Origin of the sequence: Pantoea deleyi (assembly GCF_022647325.1) — a bacterium.
GTDB lineage: Bacteria > Pseudomonadota > Gammaproteobacteria > Enterobacterales > Enterobacteriaceae > Pantoea > Pantoea deleyi.
In genome coordinates this window covers 2,670,819-2,695,612 of sequence record NZ_CP071405.1, presented here as the reverse complement: position 1 = coordinate 2,695,612, position 24,794 = coordinate 2,670,819, and the positions used below count along the sequence as shown (strand labels likewise).

28 protein-coding genes are annotated in these 24,794 nt (G+C 58.3%); 17 read left to right on the top strand and 11 right to left on the bottom strand.

Annotated elements, in window-relative coordinates; all coding sequences use genetic code 11:
• The first annotated feature begins 1 nt into the window (after position 1).
• From J1C59_RS12715 to J1C59_RS12705, 3 genes are all read left to right on the top strand, one after another.
• On the top strand, positions 2–451 hold the full coding sequence (locus J1C59_RS12715) for a DUF4385 domain-containing protein (protein ID WP_128085285.1): 450 nt from the start codon (positions 2–4) through the stop codon (positions 449–451).
• Positions 452–903: 452 nt separating this feature from the next.
• Positions 904–1,539 (top strand): carbonic anhydrase, encoded by a 636-nt coding sequence (locus tag J1C59_RS12710; RefSeq protein WP_128085280.1) that lies wholly within the window; start codon positions 904–906, stop codon positions 1,537–1,539.
• 118 nt (positions 1,540–1,657) lie between these two features.
• On the top strand, positions 1,658–2,794 hold the full coding sequence (locus J1C59_RS12705) for a PQQ-dependent sugar dehydrogenase (protein ID WP_128085279.1): 1,137 nt from the start codon (positions 1,658–1,660) through the stop codon (positions 2,792–2,794).
• Positions 2,795–2,916: 122 nt separating this feature from the next.
• On the opposite strand, the gene J1C59_RS12700 is transcribed toward J1C59_RS12705, so the two are convergent.
• Positions 2,917–3,573 (bottom strand): HAD family hydrolase, encoded by a 657-nt coding sequence (locus J1C59_RS12700; protein ID WP_128085278.1) that lies wholly within the window; start codon positions 3,571–3,573, stop codon positions 2,917–2,919.
• Between the two features lie 271 nt (positions 3,574–3,844).
• Between J1C59_RS12700 and J1C59_RS12695 the strand changes: the two genes are divergently transcribed.
• The gene (locus tag J1C59_RS12695) at positions 3,845–5,047 is read left to right on the top strand and encodes a serine hydrolase (protein WP_128085277.1); all 1,203 of its coding nucleotides are present in this window, start codon (positions 3,845–3,847) and stop codon (positions 5,045–5,047) included.
• A 222-nt stretch (positions 5,048–5,269) separates the two neighbouring features.
• On the opposite strand, the gene ybjG is transcribed toward J1C59_RS12695, so the two are convergent.
• Together ybjG and J1C59_RS12685 are read right to left on the bottom strand one after the other, a co-directional pair.
• Entirely contained in the window at positions 5,270–5,875 is a 606-nt protein-coding gene (gene ybjG, locus J1C59_RS12690) for an undecaprenyl-diphosphate phosphatase (protein WP_111141210.1), read from the bottom strand.
• 412 nt (positions 5,876–6,287) lie between these two features.
• Positions 6,288–7,976: an aspartate:alanine antiporter gene (locus J1C59_RS12685; RefSeq protein ID WP_128085276.1), complete on the bottom strand. Its 1,689-nt coding sequence runs from the start codon at positions 7,974–7,976 to the stop codon at positions 6,288–6,290.
• 258 nt (positions 7,977–8,234) lie between these two features.
• Between J1C59_RS12685 and ybjM the strand changes: the two genes are divergently transcribed.
• Positions 8,235–8,600 carry an inner membrane protein YbjM gene (gene ybjM, locus J1C59_RS12680; RefSeq protein WP_128085275.1) on the top strand — a complete coding sequence of 122 codons (366 nt, stop codon included), beginning with the start codon at positions 8,235–8,237 and terminating at the stop codon, positions 8,598–8,600.
• Between the two features lie 84 nt (positions 8,601–8,684).
• Here ybjM and J1C59_RS12675 read toward each other — a convergent pair whose 3' ends face one another.
• Positions 8,685–8,948 carry a GrxA family glutaredoxin gene (locus J1C59_RS12675; protein ID WP_128085274.1) on the bottom strand — a complete coding sequence of 88 codons (264 nt, stop codon included), beginning with the start codon at positions 8,946–8,948 and terminating at the stop codon, positions 8,685–8,687.
• Between the two features lie 255 nt (positions 8,949–9,203).
• Here J1C59_RS12675 and J1C59_RS12670 point away from each other — a divergent pair, with 255 nt between their 5' ends.
• The 10 genes from J1C59_RS12670 (at position 9,204) to rlmC (ending at position 17,963) form a co-directional block, all read left to right on the top strand.
• Positions 9,204–9,455 (top strand): DUF1418 family protein, encoded by a 252-nt coding sequence (locus tag J1C59_RS12670; RefSeq protein ID WP_128085273.1) that lies wholly within the window; start codon positions 9,204–9,206, stop codon positions 9,453–9,455.
• A 16-nt stretch (positions 9,456–9,471) separates the two neighbouring features.
• Positions 9,472–10,194, top strand: coding sequence for an oxygen-insensitive NADPH nitroreductase (nfsA, locus tag J1C59_RS12665; RefSeq protein WP_128085272.1), 723 nt, complete (start codon positions 9,472–9,474; stop codon positions 10,192–10,194).
• A 20-nt stretch (positions 10,195–10,214) separates the two neighbouring features.
• Positions 10,215–11,117, top strand: coding sequence for a 30S ribosomal protein S6--L-glutamate ligase (gene rimK, locus J1C59_RS12660; protein ID WP_128085271.1), 903 nt, complete (start codon positions 10,215–10,217; stop codon positions 11,115–11,117).
• Positions 11,118–11,204: 87 nt separating this feature from the next.
• On the top strand, positions 11,205–11,684 hold the full coding sequence (locus J1C59_RS12655; protein ID WP_111141217.1) for a YbjN domain-containing protein: 480 nt from the start codon (positions 11,205–11,207) through the stop codon (positions 11,682–11,684).
• Between the two features lie 383 nt (positions 11,685–12,067).
• Entirely contained in the window at positions 12,068–13,177 is a 1,110-nt protein-coding gene (gene potF, locus J1C59_RS12650; RefSeq protein ID WP_128085270.1) for a spermidine/putrescine ABC transporter substrate-binding protein PotF, read from the top strand.
• 123 nt (positions 13,178–13,300) lie between these two features.
• The gene (gene potG / locus J1C59_RS12645; RefSeq protein ID WP_128085269.1) at positions 13,301–14,434 is read left to right on the top strand and encodes a putrescine ABC transporter ATP-binding subunit PotG; all 1,134 of its coding nucleotides are present in this window, start codon (positions 13,301–13,303) and stop codon (positions 14,432–14,434) included.
• Positions 14,435–14,443: 9 nt separating this feature from the next.
• Complete coding sequence (gene potH, locus J1C59_RS12640) at positions 14,444–15,406, top strand: putrescine ABC transporter permease PotH (RefSeq protein WP_111141219.1); 963 nt, start codon at positions 14,444–14,446, stop codon at positions 15,404–15,406.
• Positions 15,403–16,248, top strand: a complete 846-nt coding sequence (gene potI, locus J1C59_RS12635) for a putrescine ABC transporter permease PotI (RefSeq protein WP_128085268.1) — start codon at positions 15,403–15,405, stop codon at positions 16,246–16,248. The genes potH and potI overlap by 4 nt, the downstream gene beginning before the upstream one ends.
• Before the next feature lie 75 nt (positions 16,249–16,323).
• Complete coding sequence (locus J1C59_RS12630) at positions 16,324–16,791, top strand: YbjO family protein (protein ID WP_128085267.1); 468 nt, start codon at positions 16,324–16,326, stop codon at positions 16,789–16,791.
• A 41-nt stretch (positions 16,792–16,832) separates the two neighbouring features.
• Positions 16,833–17,963, top strand: coding sequence for a 23S rRNA (uracil(747)-C(5))-methyltransferase RlmC (gene rlmC / locus J1C59_RS12625; RefSeq protein WP_128085266.1), 1,131 nt, complete (start codon positions 16,833–16,835; stop codon positions 17,961–17,963).
• A 35-nt stretch (positions 17,964–17,998) separates the two neighbouring features.
• Here the strand turns inward: rlmC and artJ (J1C59_RS12620) are convergent, their stop codons facing one another.
• The 6 genes from artJ (J1C59_RS12620) to J1C59_RS12595 all read right to left on the bottom strand — a co-directional run bounded on the left by artJ (J1C59_RS12620) (position 17,999) and on the right by J1C59_RS12595 (position 22,474).
• A complete protein-coding gene (artJ, locus tag J1C59_RS12620; RefSeq protein WP_128085265.1) occupies positions 17,999–18,730 on the bottom strand; it encodes an arginine ABC transporter substrate-binding protein in 732 nt (243 codons plus the stop codon).
• Between the two features lie 115 nt (positions 18,731–18,845).
• The gene (gene artM / locus J1C59_RS12615) at positions 18,846–19,514 is read right to left on the bottom strand and encodes an arginine ABC transporter permease ArtM (RefSeq protein WP_128085264.1); all 669 of its coding nucleotides are present in this window, start codon (positions 19,512–19,514) and stop codon (positions 18,846–18,848) included.
• The gene (gene artQ / locus J1C59_RS12610) at positions 19,514–20,230 is read right to left on the bottom strand and encodes an arginine ABC transporter permease ArtQ (RefSeq protein ID WP_128085263.1); all 717 of its coding nucleotides are present in this window, start codon (positions 20,228–20,230) and stop codon (positions 19,514–19,516) included. Before artQ ends, artM begins: the two co-directional genes overlap by 1 nt.
• Before the next feature lie 6 nt (positions 20,231–20,236).
• Complete coding sequence (gene artJ / locus J1C59_RS12605) at positions 20,237–20,968, bottom strand: arginine ABC transporter substrate-binding protein (protein ID WP_128085262.1); 732 nt, start codon at positions 20,966–20,968, stop codon at positions 20,237–20,239.
• Positions 20,969–20,983: 15 nt separating this feature from the next.
• A complete protein-coding gene (artP, locus tag J1C59_RS12600; protein ID WP_128085261.1) occupies positions 20,984–21,712 on the bottom strand; it encodes an arginine ABC transporter ATP-binding protein ArtP in 729 nt (242 codons plus the stop codon).
• 222 nt (positions 21,713–21,934) lie between these two features.
• On the bottom strand, positions 21,935–22,474 hold the full coding sequence (locus tag J1C59_RS12595; protein WP_128085260.1) for a lipoprotein: 540 nt from the start codon (positions 22,472–22,474) through the stop codon (positions 21,935–21,937).
• A 106-nt stretch (positions 22,475–22,580) separates the two neighbouring features.
• On the opposite strand from J1C59_RS12595, the gene J1C59_RS12590 reads away from it, so the two are divergent.
• Positions 22,581–22,901 (top strand): heavy metal-binding domain-containing protein, encoded by a 321-nt coding sequence (locus J1C59_RS12590; RefSeq protein WP_128085259.1) that lies wholly within the window; start codon positions 22,581–22,583, stop codon positions 22,899–22,901.
• Positions 22,898–23,722, top strand: a complete 825-nt coding sequence (locus J1C59_RS12585; protein ID WP_128085258.1) for an N-acetylmuramoyl-L-alanine amidase — start codon at positions 22,898–22,900, stop codon at positions 23,720–23,722. Before J1C59_RS12590 ends, J1C59_RS12585 begins: the two co-directional genes overlap by 4 nt.
• Before the next feature lie 5 nt (positions 23,723–23,727).
• Here the strand turns inward: J1C59_RS12585 and ltaE are convergent, their stop codons facing one another.
• Positions 23,728–24,732 carry a low-specificity L-threonine aldolase gene (gene ltaE / locus J1C59_RS12580; protein ID WP_128085257.1) on the bottom strand — a complete coding sequence of 335 codons (1,005 nt, stop codon included), beginning with the start codon at positions 24,730–24,732 and terminating at the stop codon, positions 23,728–23,730.
• Positions 24,733–24,794 lie beyond the last annotated feature (62 nt).

Sequence of the window (24,794 nt, the reverse complement as noted above, 5' to 3'; positions counted from 1 at the left end):
GATAAAACCTTTCGATTATGACCAGGACTTCAGCACGATCGACTTCCGCCAGCATCCCGAACGTTATCAGGTCGGGCGTGGCGAGCAGGGCGTGCTGATGGTCGAGCCCTATAAGAGCGAAATCCTGCCGCACTGGCGATTTCGTACGGTCCCCATTGCTGAAGAGTCGGCAGAAAAGATCATGGCGCTGTTTGAGGCGTACCGGCGTCAGGATGATTTTGTCGGCATGGATATGGCGCGCAAATTTATCCAGATGGGGTACACCCGTGCGCGCCGCTACAGCAACCATAAAGGGGGACGAAAATATGATGCCGACGGCAAGGAGCTGCCGCGCGGCATTAATGAAGAGAAGGCCGCGGCGGCGGCGATTTTCAAAGGCTACTGGGACAGACTGCGTGAGGATGAGGATTACCTGCGCCGCAAGAAAGCGCACCAGCAGCAGTATGGCTAGCGGCTGAACCGCCTGGCCTGACGCTTCCGGGCCTGTTCTCCGTGCAGGCTGACTCATGGTCGTGCACCTCAGCATTCTCCTCTTTTCGCAGTCGGGCATGGCCGTCTGCGTCTGCCGCTCTGATACTACCCGCACCGGGCAGAACATTTCCCCCTGCGACCCTCTTCGGCGTAAAGTAGTGAAAAAACGCGTAAAAGCCCGTCACCCGTCCGGCGAAAAAATCAGGCGGGATCGCACTCCGTCATTTCCAGTAACCTGCGGTGCTGTAAAAAGAAATTGGCGCCGAAGCCGCCGATCTGCGGATAAGCGAAACGCTGACCGTGACGGCGTTCTTGCGCTTACTGAAAAACATGGGTTGATATTCACTTGTTTTCATTAATAATAAACCGGCTAACCCCACTGAGGGGGCTATGCCCCTCAGGTACTGAAATGGATAATGTGAGAGCTAAATAATGAAAGAGATCATCAACGGATTTCTGAATTTCCAGCAGAATGTGTTTCCTGAAAGGAAGGATCTTTTCAAAAGCCTGGCGTCAAATCAAAATCCGAAAGCGCTGTTCATCTCCTGTTCAGACAGCCGTCTGGTGCCTGAACTGGTCACGCAGCAGGAGCCAGGAGAGCTGTTCGTTATCCGCAATGCGGGCAACATCGTTCCCTCTTTTGGTCCAGAGCCAGGCGGTGTCTCGGCCACGATCGAATACGCCGTGGTGGCGCTGGGCGTGTCTGACATCATCATCTGCGGTCACTCCAACTGCGGCGCGATGAACGCCATCGCCTCCTGCGCCTGCATGGATACCATGCCTGCCGTTGAGCACTGGCTGCGCTACGCCGATGCGGCGAAAGCCGTGGTTGAGCAGCGTGAGTATGACTCGCCAGAGAAGAAGCTGAACGAGATGGTGAAAGAGAACGTTATCGCTCAGCTCAACAACATGAAAACCCATCCTTCGGTTTCCGTCGCGCTGCGCAACGGCAAGCTGCGCCTGCACGGCTGGGTTTATGATATCGAAAGCGGCACCATCATGGCGCTGACCCAGGGCGGCAAGCAGTTCATCACCCTGTCTGACAATCCTGACACCTGCTTCGAATAATGCCTCTCGCCCGCTGCAACCGGCAGCGGGCTTCCTGTTTAATCTTTTGTAAATCCTCAGGTTCACTGCACGGCGCGTGACTACGCTTAAGGGCACGCTATCCCGTCAGGAGAACCCTATGTCCCGTCTTTCAACTGTCCTGCTGCTGAGCAGCACGCTGTTCTGCGCCTCGCCACTGTTTGCCGCCGACGTCAAAGTGGAGGTCTTACAGGATAAGTTACAACATCCATGGTCGGTTGCCTTCCTGCCCGACAGCCAGACCCTGCTGATCACCGAACGCAGCGGCCAGCTTCGCAGCTGGAGCCCGCAGAAGGGGCTGTCGCAGCCGATCGCGGGCGTGCCAGCGGTCTGGGCAGAACGGCAGAGCGGCCTGCTGGATGTGGTGCTGGCACCCGATTTCGCCACCAGTCGTCGCGTCTGGCTCAGCTACACCGACGCGAACAGCGACGGCAAAGCGGGCGCGGTGGTGGGCGTGGGCACGCTGAGCGAGGATAACCGCAGGCTGAACGATTTCCGTGAGGTGATCCGTCAGACGCCACAGCTCTCCAGCGGCAATAACATCGGTACCCGGCTGGCGTTTGATACCCAGGGCTACCTCTGGATCGCCTTTGGCGACAACTTCGTCAGCAGCGCGGCGCAGGATCTCGATAAGCTGCAGGGCAAACTGCTGCGGCTTAACGCGGATGGCAGCGTGCCGGACGATAATCCGTTTGTGAAACAGCGTGGCGCGCGGCCAGAGATCTGGGCCTATGGCCTGCGTAATCCGCAGGGGCTGGCGCTCAATCCCTGGACCGGCACGATATGGGAGAGTGAGCACGGCCCGCGCGGCGGTGATGAGGTGAATATCATGGGCCGGGGAAAAAACTATGGCTGGCCGCTGGCAACCTACGGCATCGATTACAGCGGTGACAAGGTGCCGGAGTCGCAGGGCACCCACGTTGCGGGTACGGAACAGCCGCTCTGGCACTGGAAGGTGTCGCCCGCGATCAGCGGCATGGCCTTCTACAACAGCGCCCGTTTTCCGCAGTGGAAAAACTCGCTGTTTATCGGCGCGTTAAAAGAGAAAAACCTGATCAGGCTGACGCTCAACGGCGAGAAAGTGGTGGAGGAGCAGCGCCTGCTTGAGGATCAGAAGGCCCGGATCCGCGATGTGCGGCAGGGGCCGGATGGGTATCTCTATGTGCTGACCGATGAGGCCAACGGTAAGCTGCTGAAGGTGGGCTTAGCGCAGGATGCTGGCGCGTCCCGTGGCTGAACGCCGGCTGTCTCTGCCAGTCCGGGCCGGGCAGTGCGCCCCCTCACTATGCAGGCCGGGGCGACCATACTCTCCGGGCCGGACTGCCTGCAGGCCTGACGCCTGCGGGCGCAGGCGCTGAGTCAGCGCGCCCAGTGACAGACCTGCCATCCGCGGTTAACCGCTTCCCGGTGCAGTTGTTCATCCGGGTTGATGACATGGGCATGATCGGCCTGCTCCAGCAGCGGCAGATCGTTCATCGAGTCGCTGTAGGCCCAGGTGCGATCATAGGTTTCATCCTGCTGCAGCGCTTTCCAGTCACCCAGCCGGGTCACTTTGCCCTGTTTGTAGGTCATGGTGCCGTAGGTGTTGCCGCTGTAGCGTTCATCGACGATCTCCACGCCAATCGCCAGCGCGCCGCAGGCACCCAGTTTTTCCGCAATCGGCACCACCAGATGTTCACCGCTGGCGGAGATGATCATTACTCTGTCGCCGCGCGCGCGATGCCACTCGATCCGTTCGCGGGCGGCGGGGAAGACGCGGGGCAGAATGTCACGATGAATAAAGCGGCGCACCCAGCCCTCAACGGTCAGCGTAGCCATACCGGCCAGCGGGGAGAGGGTTTTGTTCATATACTCTTCAATCGACAGCGTGCCGGCATAATACTGACTCATTAATGCCTGTTCCTGATCGATCAGGTCGCTGGGGGCGAATCCCTGTGAGACCAGCCAGCGCAGCCACAGGCTGGTGCTGTCTTCACAAATCAGTGTTTCATCGAGATCAAAAAGGGCTAAGTCCATGGTCGGTCTCCTCGGCTGAGTGGCTTTCAGGTTAGCCGAAAATTGTGACGGGCTTAACTCTTCTGCGAAAAATCGGAATTTCACGCAGTTCTGATGGCGCTACTATGGGGGCTGAATGCCCTGCAGCGGCGACCCTCCCGGGCTGATTCGACCAAACTTTAAAAAACTTTACGATTCGACGGTTTTTTTCGCCGCCATCAACGGTTAGCGTTTGAGTGAGAATTTTCTGCCTCGGGAATTTCGTTTCAACAAGGACAATCCGGCCAAGCCCATGACAAACACTCGCTTCACATCTCGCCTTCGGCACCTCGCTGCCACCTCAATACTGATTCTTGCCCCCGTCAGCGTGTTTGCTGAGCAGGCCCCCGCCGCGCCAGGCATCGACGCGAAGGCGTGGATCCTGATGGACTACGCCAGCGGCAAAGTGTTAACCGAATCGAGCGCCGATCAGCGCCTCGACCCCGCCAGCCTGACGAAAATGATGACCAGCTATGTCGTCGGTCAGGCGATCAAGGCGGGCAAAATCAAACCGGATGATATGGTCACCGTGGGTCAGGACGCCTGGGCCACTGGTAACCCTAAGCTGCGCGGCTCTTCGCTGATGTTCCTCAAGCCGGGCGATCGCATCCCGGTGCACGAGCTGAATAAAGGTATCGTGATCCAGTCCGGCAATGACGCCTGTATCGCGCTGGCGGACTATGTGGCGGGCAGCCAGGACTCCTTTATCGGCCTGATGAACAACTACGTGAAGGCGATGGGGCTGCAGAATACCCACTTTATGACGGTGCACGGTCTGGATGCCGAAGGGCAATACAGCACCGCACGCGACATGGCGCTGATTGCGCAGGCGCTGATCCGCGATGTGCCCGAAGAGTATGCGCTGAACAAAGAGAAAGAGTTTACCTTCAACAAAATCCGCCAGATTAACCGTAACCGTCTGCTGTGGAGCACCAACCTCAAGGTGGATGGTGTTAAAACCGGGCATACCTCCGGTGCGGGCAATAATCTGGTGGCCTCGGCGACTGAAGGCGACATGCGCCTGATCTCCGTGGTGCTGGGCACCGCCAGCGATGCGATCCGTTTCCGCGAGAGCGAAAAGCTGCTGACGTGGGGCTTCCGGTTCTTTGAAACCGTCACCCCGATCAAGGCTGATGCGCCTTTTGCCCAGCAGCGGGTCTGGTTCGGCGATCGCAGCCAGGTCAATCTGGGCGTGGCGAAAGATGCTGCGCTGACGATCCCGAAAGGGCAGATGAAGAACCTTAAAGCGAGCTACAAACTGACTACGCCGCAGCTGGAAGCGCCACTGAAGAAAAATCAGGTGGTCGGCACCATCGATTTCCAGCTGGATGGAAAGACGATCGAACAGCGGCCACTGGTGGTGATGCAGGATGTGCAGGAAGGGGGCTTCTTCAGCCGGATGTTTGACTTCGTGATGATGAAGTTCAACGGCTGGTTCGGGAAGTGGTTCTCATAAGGGAACAGGGGCGCTGAGGCGTCCCTGAGAGCGTTGATTCTGGGTGTTCCCGGCGCGGCAGAACAGAGCCTGCGCCGGGAACACGGTCAGCCTGATAGCGCATCATCCCTGAAAGCAAGCGACCCGCGCCATGAATGGCGCGGGTCGCTTGCTTTCACTATTCCTGCTCCCCTCGCGCTGGCTTATCCATTGCGATGAGATCCTGACCCATACTCACTTTTCTTAATTCTGCGTCCAGCCTTTGCGAATCGGCACGGCAAACAGCGCCCGATAGAGCGGGTTGATCACCGCCAGCAGCCGTTCACCGTAGAACTGCCACGCCAGATGCGAAGCCAGACAGCTCAGCAGACCCACCAGGAAGCCGCCCAGCATATCCATTGGCCAGTGCACGCCCAGATAGACCCGTGACCAGGCGATAGCGCACCCCACTACCATCAGCACCACACCTGACCAGAGGCGATGCCAGAAAATAAAGGCCAGCGCGAAGGTAAAGATGGTGGTGCCGTGATCGCTGGGGTAGGAGTCATCGGCGGCGTGATGCAGGAACTGATAACCGAAACCAATCGCGAAAGGGCGGGGATGCGGTAACAGCTGACCCACACACCAGGAGATCGCCAGCGCATAGATCAGCGCCATTCCGGTTTTCAGAACCAGCACCCGCTGTGAAGAGACCTGATCGCGCGGTCCCCAGAGCCACATCGCCACAATTAACAGCGGGACGATGGCAATCAGATCTTTGGCGATAAAGGTCGCCAGGTGCAGAAGCCAGGCGGGCGATGCCGGTGTGGCGTTGATGGCAGTAAACAGGGCGTGATTCAGCTCTTCCATTTCGGGATAAATTCCTCAGCAGGCAGTGCGGTTAACGGCAGCGGACGACATTGCATCCGCCCGCCAGATAACCGCGGCAAAAACGATCGGCGACGGCGCGCTCCCCCAATTAATCAGCACAAATTGCTAATCAAACAGCGGTCCATCCTGCTTTTTACGGCGCAGTTCGTCCATAGAAAGGCTCTTAATCTGGGGGGGAGTTGTGGAATGGTTTAAGTTTTATGACAATGCAGAGACGGTAAGATGATGATTCAGCGACGTCAGGGCAGGGGAATGGCGAAAAAAAGCCATAAAAAAACCCGCCGGGAAAAAGACCAGCGGGCTCCACAATTTGGGGATTTTCAAAGAAAAGCAGTGGCACTTATTATGACTGCGGCTTAACAATAAAGTTCTGGACGCCGTCAAAATAATTTTATAACGGCAATATCGGCCAGATAATCACAATCAGCGTACCGGCCAGGGTCAGTAACACGTTGGCGATGGCATAGGTTCCGGCGTAGCCCAGCGCCGGAATATTGCTGCGCGCCGTGTCGCTGATGATCTCCATGGCGGGCGCACAGGTGCGTGCGCCCATGATGGCGCCAAACAGCAGGGCGCGGTTCATCCGCAGCACGTAGGCCCCAAACAGATAGCAGATGATCACCGGCACCAGGCTGACCAGCAGCCCGCACAACAGCATCAGTGCCCCGTCGCTACTGATGCCGTGATTGATGCCGCTGCCGGCACTCAGGCCGACGCCCGCCATAAACACCATCAGGCCAAACTCTTTGACCATCGTCAGGGCGCCCTGCGGAATATAGCCAAAGGTCGGATGGTTGGCGCGCAGGAAGCCGAGCATGATCCCGGCGAACAGCAGGCCCGCCGCGTTACCAATCCCGAAACTGAAGTTGCTGAACTGGAACGTTATCAGGCCAATCATCAGCCCGACAATAAAGAAGGCGCAGAAGGCCAGCAGATCGGTCATCTGACTGTGAATGGCGATGAAACCGATACGATCCGCCACGCTTTTCACCCGTCGCGCCTCGCCGCTGACCTGCAGGACATCCCCTTTATTAAGCATGATGCTGTCGTCGATCGGCATCTCAATCTGGCTGCGGATAACCCGGTTCAGGAAGCAGCCGTGATCGGTGAGGTTCAGCTTGCTCAGGCGCTTGTTCACCGCATTGTGGTTCTTCACCACGATCTCTTCGGTGACGATGCGCATATCCAGCAGGTCGCGGTCAAACACCTCTTTGCCGTTGCGGAAGCTGGGGTCAAGTCGGGCGTGGGCATCGGGATACCCTACCAGCGAAATATCGTCGCCGAGCTGCAACACCGCATCCCCATCGGGGCTGGCGAGAATTCCGTTGCGGCGGATGCGCTCAATGTAGCAGCCGGTCTGACGATAGATCCCCAACTCACGCAGATTTTTGCCGCCGCTCCACGCCACCAGCTCCGGCCCGACGCGATAGGCGCGGATCACCGGCAGGAAGACTTTGCGCTGGCTGTCGGCATCCAGACCGCGCTCACGGGCAATCTGCTGGGCGCAGGTCGGGAGATCCTGATGCTGCAGACGGGGCAGGTAGCGCGCGCCGAATATCAGGCTGACCAGACCGATCAGATAGGTCACGGCATAGCCGAGACTCAGCTGATCCTGCATCATGCCGAGCTGTTTCGGATCGCCGATGCTCTGTCGCAGGGTGTCGCCCGCCCCGACCAGCACTGGCGTGGAGGTCATCGATCCGGCCAGCATGCCTGCGGTGAGGCCGATATCCCAGCCAAAGAGTTTGCCCAGGCCCAGCGCCAGTATCAGCGCGCTGACCACCATGACGATGGCGAGCATGAAATAGTTTTTGCCGTCGCGAAAGAAAATAGAAAAAAAGTTGGGACCGGCTTCCACACCCACACAAAAAATAAACAGCATAAAGCCCAGACTCAGGGCATCCGTATTGATGGCGAAGTGCTGCTGGCCTAATAACAGGGAAACCACTAATACCCCAATTGAATTTCCCAGCTGAACCGAACCCAGGCGCAACTTACCCAGACAGAGGCCGAGCGCTAAAACGACAAATAATAACAAAATGTCGTTTCCGCTTAACAATCCTGCGACGTTAATATTCACTGTTTAACTTCTTGTTTACATGTAACCTGTTGAAGAGTGGCCTGTTTTTCGCTATCGTGAGCAGGCCGTTGAGGAACCGTTGTATCAACACTGCAAATGGAACTTTGAGTGCGGCGCTATTCTAATCACAAATATCATCCTCAGCCATTGGCTCTTACTTTTCGTTGCCACGGCGAACTGTTTCTTTTTATTTCCATCTGAACGCATCAGGGTTAACAGCAGGTTATTGTCAGAATTACTTTTACTCAGTGGGGTGATATGCCGCAGCGTTCTTATCTCTGGACTACCCGCCTGTGCGGCGTGGTGCTGTACAGTCTGGTGTTTGTCTTTACCTGTCATTTCTGGCAGGTCGGTCCCGGCCCGCTTCGTGGTCAGCCCGAACTGCTGCTGTTTATGTTACCCGGCATCGTAATGGCACTGTTGCAGGTGGAAAGCCCGCTCAAAAGCACGCTGATGATGGGATTGTGGGGAACGCTACTGGGCGCACTGCTGTTAAATAACAGCCTGTTTGTTCACAGCAGCGCACTCTTCGTGCTCGCCTGGTGCCTGAGCGCACTCTTCTGGGCGGGCTGCGGTGCTCTGCTGGTGCGGTTGATGCAGATCGTGATGGCGTCGCTTCATTAATCGCGGCCACCCATTTCCGGCGGCCAAAGAAAAAGGCGAGACAGGAATTTCCTGCCTCGCCTTTTCTGTATCTGACATCACTGCTTACGCGACAAAGCCCAGATTGTCTTTGGTCCAGGCAGCAAACTCGGTATAACCACCGATATGTTTCTCGTCCACAAAAATCTGCGGTACGGTGCTGACCGGTTTACCGGCGCTCGCTTCCAGGTCGGCTTTGGTGATGCCTTCAGCCTGAATATCGACATACTGGTAGCTGAAGTCATCGCGCTCAGCCGTCAGTTTGTCGGCCAGTTCATGGGCACGAACACAGTAGGGACAGCCGGGACGACCAAAAATTACAGCAATCATTGAGAACTCCTTACAGCGGCTATTATGTGATGGGTATCACACAACAAAACAGAGAATGGCGACCATGATGCCCGCTCGTATCGCTTAAGGAAAGCAGGATTTGCCTGTTAGTCTGATGGCCGCTCGCTATGACCGTGCGGTCAGGAAGCGTCTGAATCCGATGCTTTTTCGTCCCACGGCGCGGCGTATCCCGCGCAATTTTTGGGTTGTTGACCATAATTGACGCTCAGTCACCCGCGAAGGCAGGAGGTTGTTATGCAGAGTGTGGCCCGATTACCGCGTATTATGCTGCTGCTGGAGGCGGCTGGCGGCCTGCTCATCCTGGGCGCGCTGCTGCTGATCAATCACTGGCTGCCGCTGCCCGGTCAGATGGAAGCCAGAACGCTGGCCACCGTGCTGTTTATCGCTGGCGTAATCCTGATGCTGCCCGCGGCCTGGCTGTTAATGTGGCGCACCGCGAAAGCGATCGCCCCACAGCTGTTCAATCAGATTGATAAAAAAAGATAATGTTGCTGGAGACTTTATGACACCGACCATTGATTTACTGTGTAGCCACCGTTCCATCCGTGCGTTTACTGACCAGCCGGTCAGCGACGCGCAGCGTGAGGCGATCATTACTGCGGCGCAATCGGCCTCCACCTCCAGTTTTTTACAGTGTTCATCGATCGTGCGTATCACCGATAAGGCCCTGCGCGACAAGCTGGTGCCCCTGACCGGCGGCCAGACCTGGGTGGCGGATGCGGCGGAGTTCTGGATCTTCTGCGCTGACTTTAATCGTCACCTGCAGATCTGTCCGGATGCGCAGCTGGGCCGGGCTGAGCAGCTGCTGCTGGGCTGCGTGGACACCGCGCTGATGGCGCAGAATGCGATGGTGGCCGCCGAATCCCTGGATCTGGGTGGCGTCTTTATCGGCGGGATCCGCAACAGTATCGCGGAAGTAACCGAACTGCTGGGCCTGCCAAAGTTTGTTCTGCCGCTGTTTGGATTCTGCCTGGGGCATCCGGAGTCAAAACCGGACGTCAAACCGCGTATGCCGCACGCGATGCTGGTGCACGAGAACCGCTATCATCCGCTGGATCCGGCGGTGCTGGCAGAATACGATAGCCGCACCGAACTCTATTATCAGCAGCGCGACAGCAACCAGCGTAGCGAAACCTGGAGCGAGCTGATCCAGCGCCTGATCATCAAAGAGACGCGTCCGTTCATGCTGGATTATCTGCATCAGCAGGGCTGGGCCACGCGTTAAGCCCGAAACGGAGAGCGGTGATGAAGATAGCTATTCTGTCACGCGATGAGACGCTCTACTCCAGTCGGCGACTGCGTGACGAGGCGGCGGCGCGCGGCCATGCTGTGCAGATCATCGATCCGCTCTCCTGTTATATGAACATCAATCCGGCCTCGCCGGCGGTTCACTATCGCGGTGAACCGCTGGCCCACGTCGATGCCGTGGTGCCGCGTATCGGCAACGCCATTACCTTTTATGGTACGGCGGTGCTGCGGCAGTTTGAGATGTGCGGCAGCTATCCGCTCAATGAGTCCGCCGCCATCACCCGCACCCGCGACAAGCTGCGCTCGCTTCAGCTGCTGGCGCGGGAGGGGATCGATATGCCGGTCACCGGCTTTGCCTCTTCGCCCGATGACACACAGGATCTGATCGCGAGGGTAGGCGGGGCGCCGCTGGTGGTGAAGCTGGTTGAGGGCACGCAGGGCATTGGCGTGGTGCTGGCGGAAACCCGGCAGGCGGCGGAGAGCGTCATCGATGCCTTTCGCGGGCTGAATGCGCACATTCTGGTGCAGGAATTTATTAAAGAAGCCGAAGGGCGCGATATCCGCTGTCTGGTGATCGGCAACCAGGTGGTGGCCGCCATTGAACGGGTGGCGAAAGAGGGCGATTTTCGCTCTAATCTGCACCGTGGCGGCACGGCGCACCCGGTGGCGATTACGCAGCAGGAGCGGCAGATCGCCGTGCAGGCGGCGGCGACGCTGGGACTGGACGTGGCGGGCGTCGATATTCTGCGCGCCCACCGTGGCCCGCTGGTGATGGAAGTCAACGCTTCACCCGGACTGGAAGGCATCGAGCACTGCTGCGAACTGAACATCGCCGGTCTGATGATCGCGCATATTGAGCAGCAGGCTATCCCCGGGCGCCGTCCTAAAACCGCTGGCTGACACGCGCTTTTCAGTAGTTTTCGTGGCATCGTCGCGCATTTTTCCGTAAGCTAAGTCGCCTGTTTATCACCCCACTGAGATTTTACGATGGATTCTCTTGTCGTTCCGGATATCGACCTGTTGCGTCGCTGGCTGGATCAGCAAAATATCACCTGGTTCGAATGCGATGCCTGTCAGGCCCTTCATCTGCCGCACATGCAAAACTTCGATGGGGTGTTTGACGCCAAAATCGATCTGGTCGACAACGTCATTCTCTTTTCGGCGCTGGCGGAAGTGAAACCGACGGCGCTGATCCCGCTGGTCGGCGATTTGTCGCAAATCAACGCCAGTTCACTGACGGTGAAAGCGTTTATCGACATTCAGGATGACAATCTGCCGAAGCTCATTGTCTGTCAGTCTATGGTCACGACCGCCGGATTAACCTTTGGTCAGTTCTCGCACTTTATGAAACAGAGCGAAGAGCAGATCTCCATGGTGATCCTGGAAGCCTTTGCCAACAATCTGCTGATTGTCGGCGAAGAAGAAGAGCACGTTCCGGTGACCAGCGTCCACTCCGTGCTGCACTAAGCCCGACATGGTCACCCACTAAGCCGTCCGCGAGACGGCTTTTTTATGCCCGCCGCCTGCCGTCGCCTTTTTTTATTCTGCATTTTGCCCTTTAACGCCAGATATTTGTCGTGGTTTATGCCATCAAAGCCGAACCTCATAGCTCAAACATGCATAAAATATCGGTTTCAGGCGTTTTTTACGCTGGGGTCTGGTACAGCCTGACCGGGGGGGCTATGCTTGCGGGGCTGTAACAGGCGCGTAACTTCGCCCCGGCTATAGGTTTTTGCTATTAAACTCCCGCTGAATAATGATTCATTGTGTCACTGACGTCTTGTACAGAACGCAATGCAGGGATCTCTGATTTGCAGCGTTGTAATGACCCGCTCAGGAGGATGGAAAATATGTTCAACTCACGTCAGAAATGGCTGTCAGCTGTGGTAGCTGCTGCGCTGATGGCCACCTCGGCCAGCAGCATGGCGGAAGATAAAACGCTGCATGTCTACAACTGGTCCGACTATATCTCGCCAGACACGGTGCCGAACTTCGAAAAGCAGTCCGGTATCAAAGTGGTCTACGATGTCTTTGACTCCAACGAAGTGCTGGAAGGCAAACTGATGGCGGGCAGCACCGGCTACGATGTGGTGGTGCCATCCTCCAGCTTCCTGGCGCGTCAGCTGCAGTCCGGCGTTTTCCAGCCGCTGGATAAGAGCAAACTGCCTAACTACAAAAACCTCGATCCGGCGCTGATGGAAAAAGTGGCGCAGCACGATCCGGGTAATAAATATGCCATTCCTTATCTGTGGGGCACCACCGGAATTGGCTACAACATCGACAAGGTGAAAGCCGCGCTGGGTGCGGATGCACCGGTCAACAGCTGGGATCTGGTGCTGAAGCCGGAAAACCTGGAGAAGCTGAAAAGCTGTGGTGTCTCCTTCCTGGATGCGCCAGAGGAGATCTTCGCCACGGTGCTCAACTATCTCGGCAAAGATCCGAACAGCTCCGATGCCAAAGAGTACTCCGGTGCGGCCACGGATCTGCTGCTGAAGCTGCGTCCGAATATCCGCTATTTCCATTCGTCGCAGTACATCAACGATCTGGCGAACGGCAACATCTGCGTGGCGATCGGCTGGTCAGGCGATATTCTGCAGGCGAAGAACCGTGCCGATGCCGCGAAAAACGGCGTGCATCTGGGTTACAGCGTGCCGAAAGAGGGGGCGCTGGCCTTCTTTGACATGATGGCGATCCCGAAAGATGCGAAAAACCTGGACGGTGCCTACGCCTGGCTCAACTACATCATGGATCCAAAAGTGATCGCTGATGTCTCTAACAAAATGAACTATGCCAACGGCAACAAAGCGTCGCTGCCGCTGATCAACGCCGACATCCGCAACAATCCGGGCATCTTCCCGACGCCGGAAGCGATGTCGAAATTGTTTGTGCTGAAAGTCCAGGATCCCAAACTGGATCGTGTGCGTACGCGCGCATGGACTAAAGTAAAAAGTGGTAAGTAGTTCGTCCCGAGCGGATTGACCTGTCACGCATCAGCAACAGAGGCGCAGTGTCGGCCTCTGTTGTGCCATTTTTAGCGGCGGATTTTGCCGCCATGTTCCGCCTGGCTCCGGAGAGAACCCTTTGTGAACGATGCTATTCCCCGTCCTCAACATAAAACCGCAAAGGCATTAACGCCCCTGCTGGAAATTCGCAACCTGACCAAATCCTTTGACGGCCAGCACGCTGTGGATGATGTCAGCCTGACCATCTACAAAGGTGAAATTTTCGCGCTGCTGGGCGCCTCGGGCTGTGGAAAATCGACGCTGCTGCGCATGCTGGCCGGTTTTGAACCGCCCACCAGCGGTCAGATTGTGCTGGATGGTCAGGATCTGTCGCACGTAGCGCCCTATCAGCGCCCGATCAACATGATGTTTCAGTCCTACGCGCTGTTTCCCCACATGACGGTGGAGCAGAATATCGCCTTTGGTCTGAAGCAGGATCGGCTGCCGAAAGGGGAGATCGCCAGCCGTGTCGCCGAAATGCTGGCGCTGGTGCATATGCAGGAGTTTGCGAAACGCAAACCGCATCAGCTCTCGGGCGGACAGCGTCAGCGTGTGGCACTGGCCCGCAGCCTGGCGAAACGTCCTAAGCTGCTGCTGCTGGATGAGCCGATGGGCGCGCTGGATAAAAAACTGCGCGACCGGATGCAGCTGGAAGTGGTCGATATTCTGGAGCGCGTCGGCGCCACCTGCGTGATGGTCACTCACGATCAGGAAGAGGCGATGACCATGGCAGGCCGCATCGCGATCATGAATCGCGGCAAGTTCGTGCAGATTGGCGAGCCGGAGGAGATCTACGAGCATCCGACCAGTCGCTACAGTGCGGAGTTTATCGGCTCCGTGAACGTCTTCGAAGGCTTACTGCGCGAACGTCAGGCGGATGGCCTGGTGATCGACAGCCCCGGCCTGATGCATCCGCTGAAGGTCGACTCCGATGTTTCCGTGGTGGATAACGTGCCGGTGCACGTCGCGCTGCGGCCGGAAAAAGTGATGCTGTGCGATGAGGTGCCGGCCGACGGCTGTAACTTCGCGGTGGGTGAAGTGGTGCATATCGCCTATCTCGGCGATCTCTCCATCTTCCATGTCCGTCTGCACAGCGGACAGATGATCAGCGCACAGTTGCAGAACGCGCATCGCTATCGCAAAGGGTTGCCGACCTGGGGAGATAAAGTACGTCTCTGCTGGGAAAGCGACAGCTGCGTGGTGTTGACGGTTTAAGGAGCGGCTATGAGCCAGATTTTTCAACGCGCCAAAGCGCCTGCCCGCCTGGTCGGCACGCCGCTGCAGCGCTGGGCCACGCGGGTTAAAATGCAGCATGGCCGCAAACTGGTCATCGCTCTGCCTTATGTCTGGCTGGTGCTGCTGTTTCTGCTGCCGTTTCTGACGGTACTGAAAATCAGCTTTGCCGACATTGCGCGAGCGATTCCCCCCTACACCGAGCTGGTGAGCTGGGCCGACGATCAGTTCAGCATCGTGCTGAATTTCGGCAACTACCTGACGCTGACCGACGATCCGCTCTATATCGACGCCTATCTGCAGTCGCTGAAGGTGGCGGCGATCTCCACGGTGATCTGTCTGCTGATTGGCTATCCGCTCGCCTGGGCGGTGGCGCACAGCAAGCCGTCGATGCGCACCATTCTGCTGCTGCTGGTGATCCTGCCGTCGTGGACCTCCTTTCTGGTGCGCGTCTACGCCTGGATGGGGCTGCTGAACAACAACGGGATCCTGAACCGTTTCCTGATGTGGCTTGGCGTGATCGATCATCCACTGGTGATCCTCTACACCAACACCGCGGTCTACATTGGTATCGTCTACTGCTATCTGCCGTTTATGGTGCTGCCGATCTACACCGCGCTGACCCGCATCGACTACTCGCTGGTGGAGGCGTCGCTGGATCTGGGCGCGCGCCCGCTGAAAACCTTCTTCAGCGTGATCGTGCCGCTGACCAAAGGCGGCATTATTGCCGGATCGATGCTGGTGTTTATTCCGGCGGTCGGGGAGTACGTGATCCCGGAACTGCTGGGCGGGCCGGACAGCATTATGATTGGCCGTATCCTGTGGCAGGAGTTCTTTAACAACCGCGACTGGCCGGTAGCTTCGGCGCTGGCGGTGATTATTCTGCTGATCCTGATTCTGCCGATTATCTGGTTCCACAAGCATCAAAACCGTGAAATGGGAGAGAAGGCATGAATAATCTGCCCACCATCCGCTCGCCCTGGCGGACCGCCATTCTGGCCTGCTGTTTTCTGTTTCTGTATGCGCCGATGCTGCTGCTGGTGGTCTACTCCTTTAACAGCTCACCGCTGGTGACCGTGTGGGAGAGCTTCTCGTTCCACTGGTATAAGGTGCTGTTCCAGGACAGTGCGATGATCGATGCGGTGCTTTTGAGCCTGAGCATCGCCGGGCTTTCCGCGACGATGGCGGTGGTGCTCGGCACGCTGGCGGCGGTGATCATCGTGCGCTTCGGCCGCTTCCGCGGGCACAACGGCTTTGCCTTTATGCTGACCGCGCCGCTGGTGATGCCCGACGTGATCACCGGCCTGTCGCTGCTGCTGCTGTTTGTCGCTATGGGCAACGCCTTTGGCTGGCCGTCTGAGCGCGGCATGCTGACCATCTGGCTGGCGCACGTTACCTTCTGTACGGCATATGTGGCGGTGGTGATCAACTCGCGTCTGCGTGAGCTGGACCGCTCGATAGAAGAGGCGGCGATGGACCTGGGTGCCACCCCGCTCAAGGTCTTTTTCGTAATAACCGTGCCCATGATTGCGCCGGCGATTGTCACCGGCTGGCTGCTGGCGTTTACGCTGTCGCTCGACGATCTGGTTATCGCCAGCTTTGTCACCGGGCCGGGGGCGACCACGCTGCCGATGGCGATCTTCGCCACCGTGCGACGCGGCGTTAACCCGGAAATCAACGCCCTGGCCTCCCTGATCCTGTTTGTGGTCGGCCTTGTGGGTTTTATCGCCTGGCGGTTCATGGCACACGAAGAAAAACAGCGTTTAAGCGATATTCAGAAAGCTAAACGTGGCTGAAATCGCTAACCTTTGCCACTATATGAACGGGCCGGTTTAACCGGCCCGTTTTTTGATCCGGTGGAGCCAGGGACTATGTCAGACATCTTCAAAAGCAGCATTACGCTGGACAGCGCGCCGGTACCGGTGACGGTAGCGGGCATTGCGATTATTGCGACCCGCTGCCTGAGCGTTCTGATGCTGGCAAACGCGCTGGGCTACAGCGAACTCGCCAACTTTGTGCACCGCAGCGCCCAGTCCTGGGACGCGACGCTGATCTTTATCGCCAGTCAGCTGATCTTCCTGTTTGAGCTGCGCTGCGCCTTTACCCTGATGCGCGGCAGTAACCGTGGACGCTGGGGCTATGTAGTGACCCAGGTGATTGTGCTGATCTACATGCTGTTCGCCTCGCTGGGCGGCATCTATCCGGAAATTTTCAGCATCGATGGCGACAATAACGTGCAGATCATCCACCACACGCTGGCGCAGAAAATCCCTGATCTGCTGGTGCTGATGCTGCTGTTTCTGCCCGCCAGCAGCCGCGCATTTTTCAGGAAGCGGTGATACAATCACGCTCCGCCCGACCCGATCGTTAAGGCTTTACCATGCACTGCGCGCTTTATGACGCTAACCGTTGCCGCTCCTGTCAGTGGCTCGAAAAACCCTATCCCACGCAGCTGAGCGATAAGCAGGCGATACTGGCGCAGCAACTGGCCGATCAGCCGGTCGCGGCCTGGCTGCCGCCGGTGACCTCTCCGCAGCAGGCGTTTCGCAATAAAGCCAAGATGGTGGTCAGCGGCAGCGTTGAACGGCCGGTGCTGGGTCTGGTCCGGCCCGATGGCGAGGCCGTCGATCTCTGCGAATGTCCGCTCTATCCCGCCTCGTTTCAGCCACTTTTTGCGGCGCTGAAGCCATTTATCGCCCGTGCCGGGCTGACCCCCTATAACGTGGCACGCAGACGCGGCGAACTGAAGTTCCTGCTGATCACCGAAAGCCAGCAGGGGGGCGTCATGCTGCGCTTCGTTCTGCGGTCCGCCGCCAGGCTTGACCAGCTGCGCGCCGCGCTGCCGTGGCTGCAGCAGCAGTTGCCGCAGCTGACGGTGATCTCGGCCAATATTCAGCCGGTACATATGGCGATCCTGGAAGGGGATGAGGAGATTGCGCTGACGCCCGTCCAGGCGCTGCCGGAAAATTTTAACGGCGTGCCGCTCTGGATACGGCCGCAGAGCTTCTTTCAGACCAACCCGCAGGTGGCGAGCGCTCTCTATGCCACCGCGCGCGACTGGGTCAGGGCGCTGCCGGTCAGCAGCATGTGGGATCTGTTCTGCGGCGTGGGCGGTTTCGGTCTGCACTGCGCGACACCGGAGATGACGCTGACCGGTATCGAGATCAGCGCCGAGGCGATCAAATGCGCCCAGCGTTCCGCTGAGATGCTGGGGCTGGAAAAGGTGCAGTTTGCGGCGCTGGACTCCACGGCGTTTGCCACCACGCGTGACGCGGTGCCTGAACTGGTGCTGGTGAATCCGCCCCGTCGCGGGATTGGCGAGGCGCTGTGTGACTATCTGAGCCAGATGGCCCCGGATTATCTGCTCTATTCGAGCTGCAATCCGCAGACGATGGCGCAGGATATTGCCCGGCTGGACGCCTATGAGATAACGAAGGTGCAGCTGTTCGATATGTTTCCGCATACCGCCCATTTTGAAGTGCTGACGCTGTTAACCCGCCGTCAGCACTGAGCCGGACATGCGCCCCGCACAGGCGCAGTCTGAGATTACTCCGGGAACCACTTCTGATTAAGCTGCTGCCAGCGGCCGCTGGTTTTCAGCTCAGCCAGTGCCTGATTGAACGCATTGAGCAGCGTGGTATTGCCTTTACGCACGGCAATGCCCAGGCCGGTGCCGAAATAGTCGGCGTCGGTGACATGATCGCCGACCGTGGCGAGCGCCGGATTGCTCTTCAGCCACTGGTTCACTACCGCGCTGTCGCCAAATACGCCATCCAGCCGGCCACTCTTTATATCCAGAATGGCATTCTGATAGCTGTCATACGCCACCACTTTCACTTCCGGATGCTTATCCTGCAGATACTTCTGGTGGGTGGTGCCGTTCTCAACGCCAATGCGCTTGCCTTTCAGGTCGCCGAAGCTGCTGAACTTGCCTTTGGGGGCAATGACGATGGCGGAGTTGGCGTAATAGGGCTGGGTGAAATCGACCTGCTTACTGCGCTCGCTGGTGATATCCATGCCGGAGATCACCGCGTCATAGCGGCGGAACTTGAGTGATGGGATCAGGCTGTCGAAGGCGTTGTTGGTAAAGGTGCACTCCGCTTTCATCTGCTGGCACAGCGCTTTGGCCAGATCGATATCGAATCCCACCAGGTTGTTGTCCGGGTCCAGCGATTCAAATGGCGGATAGGTCGCTGAAGCGGCAAAGCGGATCTTTTCGGCGGCCTGAGCGCTCATAGCGAGCGAAACCAGCGCGGCGGCGATAATCCATTTTTTCATTTTATGAGTCCTGTGATGTGGTCAGCCAGAGAAGGCGATACCCTGCCATAAAATGAATTTTTATGCAATTGGTGTGATTTTTCAGGCGAAAAGGGCGGGAGAACCCGCCCGTCGGTCAGTGACGGCGTTCAAACGCCAGGGCGCGTTTCTCAATCAGTCGCATCATCAGCGTCAGTAAGCCGTTAACACAGAGATAGATCAGACCCGCTGCGGCATAGACCGTGATGTCATAGGTGCGGCCATAGAGCAGCTGACCATGGCCCATGACTTCCATCAGGGTAATGGTATAGGCCAGCGAGGTGCCCTTAAACACCAGCACCACCTCATTGGAGTAGGAGGAGAGGGCGCGTTTAAATGCATAGGGCAGCAGAATGCGCAGCGTATCTTTGCGGCTCATGCCGAGCGCCGCGCACGACTGCCACTGTCCGGCCGGAATGGCGCGCACGGCCCCGTAAAAGAGCTGCGTGGTGTAGGCGGCGCTGTTGAGTGACAGGGCCAGCATCGCACAGAGCCACGGCTGCGACAGTAAGTGCCAGAGCCACGGCACCTGCTGCAGCGAGGGGAACTGTCCCGGCCCGTAGTAGATCAGAAAGATCTGCACCAGCAGCGGAGTGCCGGTAAACAGCGTGATAAAGCCTTTAACCAGCGGCGAAAACAGCGGGGTTTTCAGGGACAGCACAACGGTGAAAAGCAGCGCAAGCAGCAGGGCGACGACCAGCGAGGCGGCCGTCAGCGTCAGACTGGTGTGCAGACCTTTCAGGAGTTCAGGCAGATAGGCGAGCATTAGCTGTTCCCCCGTTCAAAGCGTGTCGTGCGCAGCTCGATGCGACGCAGCACCGCCTGGCTTAACAGGGTGATCACTAAATAGATCGCGGCGGCCACCAGGAACCAGGTAAACGGCTCCTGGGTGCGGGTCGCGATACTTTTGGTCTGCAGCATCAGGTCATTCACGCTGATCAGCGACACCAGCGCGGTATCCTTGAGCAGCACCAGCCACTGATTTCCCAGACCGGGCAGGGCGTGACGCCACATCTGCGGCATAATCAGTCGCAGAAAGATGGCCGACTTCCTCATGCCCAGCGCCTGACCCGACTCCCACTGACCCACCGGCACCGCTTTCAGGGCGCCGCGCAGGGTCTGCGAAGCATAGGCCGCGTAGAGCATGGCCAGCGCAATTACCCCGCACAGGAAAGGACTGACGTCGAAGTTTTCGATCTGCATCTGAACCGGCAGCTGAAACAGCCCGAAGTTGAGCGTAAAGCCATCGGAGAGCGTAAGCAGGAGCTGCGAGGCGCCGAAATAGATAAACAGCACCACCAGGATTTCCGGCAGGCCGCGGATCAGCGTCACCAGCCCGGTGCCTGCCCACGCCAGGGGTTTCAGGCGCAGCGACTCCCAGCCAGCGAAAATCATCGCCAGCACCAGGCCAGCGATAAGAGCACAAACAGCAAGGCCGACGGTCATACCGGCGGCGCTTGCGAGGGTCATCATTTCATTCATCAGAAATTACTGCTGGAACCATTTGCTGTAGATGGTTTTGTAGGTCCCGTCGGCTTTGATCTTATCCAGCGCGCCATTGAATTTCGTCTGCAGATCGGTATTACCGGTGCGGACCGCAATGCCCAGGCCGGTGCCAAAGTAGGCCTTATCCGTCACTTTGTCGCCAACAGCGGCCAGCGCCAGGTTCTTCTTCAGCCACTCGTTGACCACGGCGGTGTCACCAAATACCGCGTCGATACGGCCATTTTTCAGATCCAGCACGGCGTTCTGATAGCTGTCGTAAGGCACGATGGTGATCTCGCTGTGTTTGTCCGTCAGGTATTTCTGGTGGGTGGTGCCGTTCTGCACACCGACACGCTTGCCTTTCAGCGCGTCAACGCTGGCGACTTTGCCTTTCTGCGCCACAAACAGCGCCGAGTTATCGTAATAAGGTTTGGTGAACAGCACCTGCTTTTCACGATCCGGGGTGATATCCATGCCCGCCATCACCGCATCGAAGCGACGGAATTTCAGGCTCGGGATCAGGCTGTCGAACGCCTGATTTGTAAAGGTGCAGGTGGCGTCGATCTCTTTACAGAGCGCATTGGCCAGATCGACATCAAAGCCCTGAATCTTGTTGTCAGCATCCACGAACTCAAAAGGCGGGTAGGAGGCTTCGGTCGCAAAACGAATTGTCTGCGCCGCCGTGGCGCTCAGGCTAAAACCAGCAAGCAGTGCAGCAAGTACCATTTTTTTCATTTTTAGCATCCTGACTTAGTGCGAAAGATAGTGAGCAAACGCCTCGGTTTGCGGCTGTGTAAAACGGCTGGCATCGCCCTGTTCCACAATATGACCGTTCTCCATATAGACGACGCGGCTGGCCGTTTTACGGGCCACTTCCACCTCATGGGTCACAATCACCTGGGTAATACGGGTCTGGGCCAGCTCGCGAATGATACTGACAATCTGTGCGGTAATTTCAGGGTCCAGCGCGGCGGTTGGCTCATCGAACAGCAGCACCTGCGGCTCCATCATCAGCGCGCGGGCAATTGCCACACGCTGCTGCTGACCACCCGAGAGGTGCAGCGGATAACGATCGCTGTAAGGCGTCAGGCGCAGACGATCGAGCAGCTTGTCGGCGCGGGCGCGCGCTTCACCTTTGCTCAGGCCTAAGACCCGGCAGGGCGCCTCAATCAGGTTCTGCAGCACGGTGAGGTGCGGCCAGAGATTGTATTGCTGAAACACCATGCCGACGTTCTGCCGCAGTTCGCGGATCGCGGCATCAGCGGGTTTCTGGCTGAAATCAAACTGATTGCCGGCAATCTGCAACTGACCTGAACGGGGCTGCTCCAGCAGGTTAAGTACCCGCAACAGGGAGCTTTTCCCGGCACCGCTGGGACCCAGCAGCACAAGGGTTTCGCCTTGCGGACATTCAAGGTTGATGTCGAACAGCGCCTGATGAGCACCGTAGAAGCAGTTTATTGCGTTTAGTTGAATACTCATGCGCCAGATTTGAATAGCTATTAGTGTCGCGGATTTTAACGTCACCAGAATAGTTATGCAAATAAGGTGGGTTAAAATTTGTAAAACAGCCCTAAACACCTAAAGTTTAGCACAATATCGTGCGCCGTCTGGTGCCGTGACGGGGCCACCGGTGAACAGCAGACATAAAAAAAGCGCAGTGCCGGGCGGCGACTGCGCTTCTCTGCCGGATGACGACCGGGGTTATTTTTTCGCCTGCTCAAGCATCTGGCTCAGGCTGCCGCCGGTGGCGTGAACCGGATCAGCCATGTAGCGCACGTCATCCACGACCCAGCAACTGCCCTGATGGATCATCAGCACCTCATCCTGCCACTTTTTATCGCCGCGGCTCAGATCGACCCGCAGCGGAATATTGCGCGCGTCGCGGTTCGGAATCGTGGAGGCGTCGGCCACGCTGGCCGCCGTCGGGCCCTGTGAGAGGCTGGAGAAGAGATCGCCGTTGCGCCACTGTGCGTCTGCGGTGCTGCTGCTGGCTGTCTGCAGCGAATGGTAAAGCGCATCACTCAGATAAGGACGATATTTTGCCAGGGTGTTGCTGTCGGGCAGCCCCTGGACAGGCTGCGCGATACGCAAATCGTAAAACTGCTGGGCGACCTGGTCAGGACCGCCTTCGATGCAGGGTGCGGTACGCGGGCCATTATCCTTTGTCACGGGCTCAACGGTGGTACAGGCGCTGAGCAGCAGCGCCGCTGGGAGCAGGAGCGCAAACGCATTGTTTCTCATCTCGATTTCCTTATGGTTCTCTGGCAAGGTGCCCTTTTTAGCATAGAGTATAGTCGTGCTTTTTAGTCGAAAGAGCCCTGGTCCGGTTTTCAACGAGGAGAATAGGATGAAATTTTCAACAACCCCTACGCTGGAAGGTCACAGCATCAGCGAATATTGCGGTGTGGTCACCGGTGAAGCGATTCTGGGTGCCAACATCTTCCGTGATTTCTTTGCGGGCATCCGCGACGTGGTCGGTGGCCGTTCCGGCGCCTATGAGAAAGAGCTGCGCAAAGCGCGGGAGATCGCCTTTGAGGAGCTGGAGCAACAGGCAAAATCGCTGGGCGCGAACGCGGTGGTCGGTATCGATATCGACTACGAAACGGTCGGCAAAGAGAGCAGCATGCTGATGGTCAGCGTTACCGGAACGGCGGTCATTATCCGTTGAAACGTGGTCTGCTGCTGATGCTGGCGCTGCTGCTGGCGGGCTGCCACGCCGGAATCGAGCCCCGTGAGGGCTACTGGGCCGATCAGCGTCATCCGGCCCAGGGGGCGCGGCCGCGGGTGAAAGTGATTGTGGTTCACTACACCGCCGAGGATTTCTCCTCATCGCTGGCGACCCTCACCGATCGTGAGGTCAGCGCTCACTATCTGATCCCGCGTCAGCCGCCGCAGCGTGCCGGAAAGGGGATCGTCTGGCAGCTGGTGCCGGAGCAGCAGCTCGCGTGGCATGCCGGTCCCAGCTTCTGGCGCGGGGCCACCCGCATTAATGACACCTCGATTGGCATTGAGCTGGTCAACCGGGGCTATCGCCGCACCCTGACCGGCCTCGAATGGCAGCCGTTTACCGCCGCGCAGATCGCCGCGCTGGAGGCGCTGCTGCGCGACATCACGCAGCGCTACGGCATCGCCGCAGAAAACATTGTCGGTCACAGTGATATTGCGCCGCAGCGCAAGCAGGATCCGGGGCCGCAGTTTCCCTGGCAGCAGCTGGCGCAGCACGGCATCGGTGCCTGGCCCGACGCCAGCCGGGTCGCCTTTTATCTGGCCGGGCAGGATCCGCATGCCGCAGTGCCTGCCGAATCCGTACTGGCGCGCCTGCAACGCTATGGCTATCCGGCTTCCACCGGGATGAACGCGCGTGAGGCGCAGAAGGTGATCGCCGCGTTTCAGATGCACTTCCGGCCTGCAGATTATCGCGGTCTGCCGGATGCAGAAACCGCCGCGATCGCCGCCGCGCTGCTGGAAAAGTATGGCGCGGCGGAGTAGCGCGGTTAGCGCTGTTGCAGGAAGGCTTTCCAGTGCGCGACAACCTGTGCCAGCGCCGCCCGGTCTGCATCCAGATGGGTGACCAGCCGGGTACGGGGCCCGACACTGATCAATACGCCGTGCGCCTTCATCCACTCCCCCAGGGCGGTGACCTGATCTTCCGGCACCGCCACAAACAGCATGTTGGTCTGCTGATCGATAATGCTGACGCCCAGCGCCTGTAACTGCGCGCCCAGCCAGGCGGCGTTGTCATGATCCTCCTGCAGGCGCGCCACGTTGTGCTCTAGCGCATAGAGACCGGCCGCCGCCAGGATACCGGCCTGCCGCATGCCGCCGCCGGTCATTTTGCGCCAGCGACGGGCGCGCGCGATCAACGCCGTGTCGCCACACAGCAGGGAGCCTACCGGCGTGCCGAGACCCTTGGAGAGACAGATGGTCAGGCTGTCGCAATAGCGCGCGATCGCCGCCAGCGTGGTCTGCTGGGCGACCACCGCGTTGAAAATGCGGGCGCCATCGATGTGCAACGCCAGCTGATGCTGGCGGGTAAAGGCCCAGGCCTGCTCCAGATAGTCCAGCGGCAGAACCCTGCCGTGATGGGTGTTCTCCAGGCTCAGCAGACGGGTGCGGGCGAAGTGAATATCGTCCGGCTTGATGGCGGCCGCCACCACGTCGAGCGGCAGCGTGCCATCCTCCGCGGCCAGAACAGGCTGTGGCTGAATGCTGCCCAGTACCGCCGCACCGCCCGCCTCATATTTGTAGTTGTGCGCCTGCTGGCCCACGATATATTCATCGCCACGTTCACAGTGACTCAGCAGCGCCACCAGGTTGGCCTGGGTGCCGGTCGGGAAAAACAGCGCCGCGGCTTTGCCGCTGAGCCGCGCCGCTTCCGCCTCCAGCGCATTCACGGTGGGATCATCACGATAGACGTCATCCCCGGTTTCGGCAGACATCATCGCGCTTAACATGGCGGCGCTGGGCCGGGTCACGGTATCACTGCGTAAATCGATCACCTTATGCTCCTGAACGTGGCGGAAAAAAAAGGCGGGCCTTGCGCCCGCCCGTATAGCCTCTC

Excerpts from the sequence above, each read along its gene's own strand:
- J1C59_RS12710 (WP_128085280.1), top strand. The coding sequence starts at position 904 with ATGAAAGAGATCATCAACGGATTTCTGAATTTCCAGCAGAATGTGTTT.
- J1C59_RS12705 (WP_128085279.1), top strand. The coding sequence starts at position 1,658 with ATGTCCCGTCTTTCAACTGTCCTGCTGCTGAGCAGCACGCTGTTCTGC.
- J1C59_RS12700 (WP_128085278.1), bottom strand. The coding sequence starts at position 3,573 with ATGGACTTAGCCCTTTTTGATCTCGATGAAACACTGATTTGTGAAGAC.
- J1C59_RS12695 (WP_128085277.1), top strand. The coding sequence starts at position 3,845 with ATGACAAACACTCGCTTCACATCTCGCCTTCGGCACCTCGCTGCCACC.
- ybjG (WP_111141210.1), bottom strand. The coding sequence starts at position 5,875 with ATGGAAGAGCTGAATCACGCCCTGTTTACTGCCATCAACGCCACACCG.
- ybjM (WP_128085275.1), top strand. The coding sequence starts at position 8,235 with ATGCCGCAGCGTTCTTATCTCTGGACTACCCGCCTGTGCGGCGTGGTG.
- J1C59_RS12675 (WP_128085274.1), bottom strand. The coding sequence starts at position 8,948 with ATGATTGCTGTAATTTTTGGTCGTCCCGGCTGTCCCTACTGTGTTCGT.
- J1C59_RS12670 (WP_128085273.1), top strand. The coding sequence starts at position 9,204 with ATGCAGAGTGTGGCCCGATTACCGCGTATTATGCTGCTGCTGGAGGCG.
- nfsA (WP_128085272.1), top strand. The coding sequence starts at position 9,472 with ATGACACCGACCATTGATTTACTGTGTAGCCACCGTTCCATCCGTGCG.
- rimK (WP_128085271.1), top strand. The coding sequence starts at position 10,215 with ATGAAGATAGCTATTCTGTCACGCGATGAGACGCTCTACTCCAGTCGG.
- J1C59_RS12655 (WP_111141217.1), top strand. The coding sequence starts at position 11,205 with ATGGATTCTCTTGTCGTTCCGGATATCGACCTGTTGCGTCGCTGGCTG.
- potF (WP_128085270.1), top strand. The coding sequence starts at position 12,068 with ATGTTCAACTCACGTCAGAAATGGCTGTCAGCTGTGGTAGCTGCTGCG.
- potH (WP_111141219.1), top strand. The coding sequence starts at position 14,444 with ATGAGCCAGATTTTTCAACGCGCCAAAGCGCCTGCCCGCCTGGTCGGC.
- potI (WP_128085268.1), top strand. The coding sequence starts at position 15,403 with ATGAATAATCTGCCCACCATCCGCTCGCCCTGGCGGACCGCCATTCTG.
- J1C59_RS12630 (WP_128085267.1), top strand. The coding sequence starts at position 16,324 with ATGTCAGACATCTTCAAAAGCAGCATTACGCTGGACAGCGCGCCGGTA.
- rlmC (WP_128085266.1), top strand. The coding sequence starts at position 16,833 with ATGCACTGCGCGCTTTATGACGCTAACCGTTGCCGCTCCTGTCAGTGG.
- artJ (WP_128085265.1), bottom strand. The coding sequence starts at position 18,730 with ATGAAAAAATGGATTATCGCCGCCGCGCTGGTTTCGCTCGCTATGAGC.
- artM (WP_128085264.1), bottom strand. The coding sequence starts at position 19,514 with ATGCTCGCCTATCTGCCTGAACTCCTGAAAGGTCTGCACACCAGTCTG.
- artQ (WP_128085263.1), bottom strand. The coding sequence starts at position 20,230 with ATGAATGAAATGATGACCCTCGCAAGCGCCGCCGGTATGACCGTCGGC.
- artJ (WP_128085262.1), bottom strand. The coding sequence starts at position 20,968 with ATGAAAAAAATGGTACTTGCTGCACTGCTTGCTGGTTTTAGCCTGAGC.
- artP (WP_128085261.1), bottom strand. The coding sequence starts at position 21,712 with ATGAGTATTCAACTAAACGCAATAAACTGCTTCTACGGTGCTCATCAG.
- J1C59_RS12595 (WP_128085260.1), bottom strand. The coding sequence starts at position 22,474 with ATGAGAAACAATGCGTTTGCGCTCCTGCTCCCAGCGGCGCTGCTGCTC.
- J1C59_RS12590 (WP_128085259.1), top strand. The coding sequence starts at position 22,581 with ATGAAATTTTCAACAACCCCTACGCTGGAAGGTCACAGCATCAGCGAA.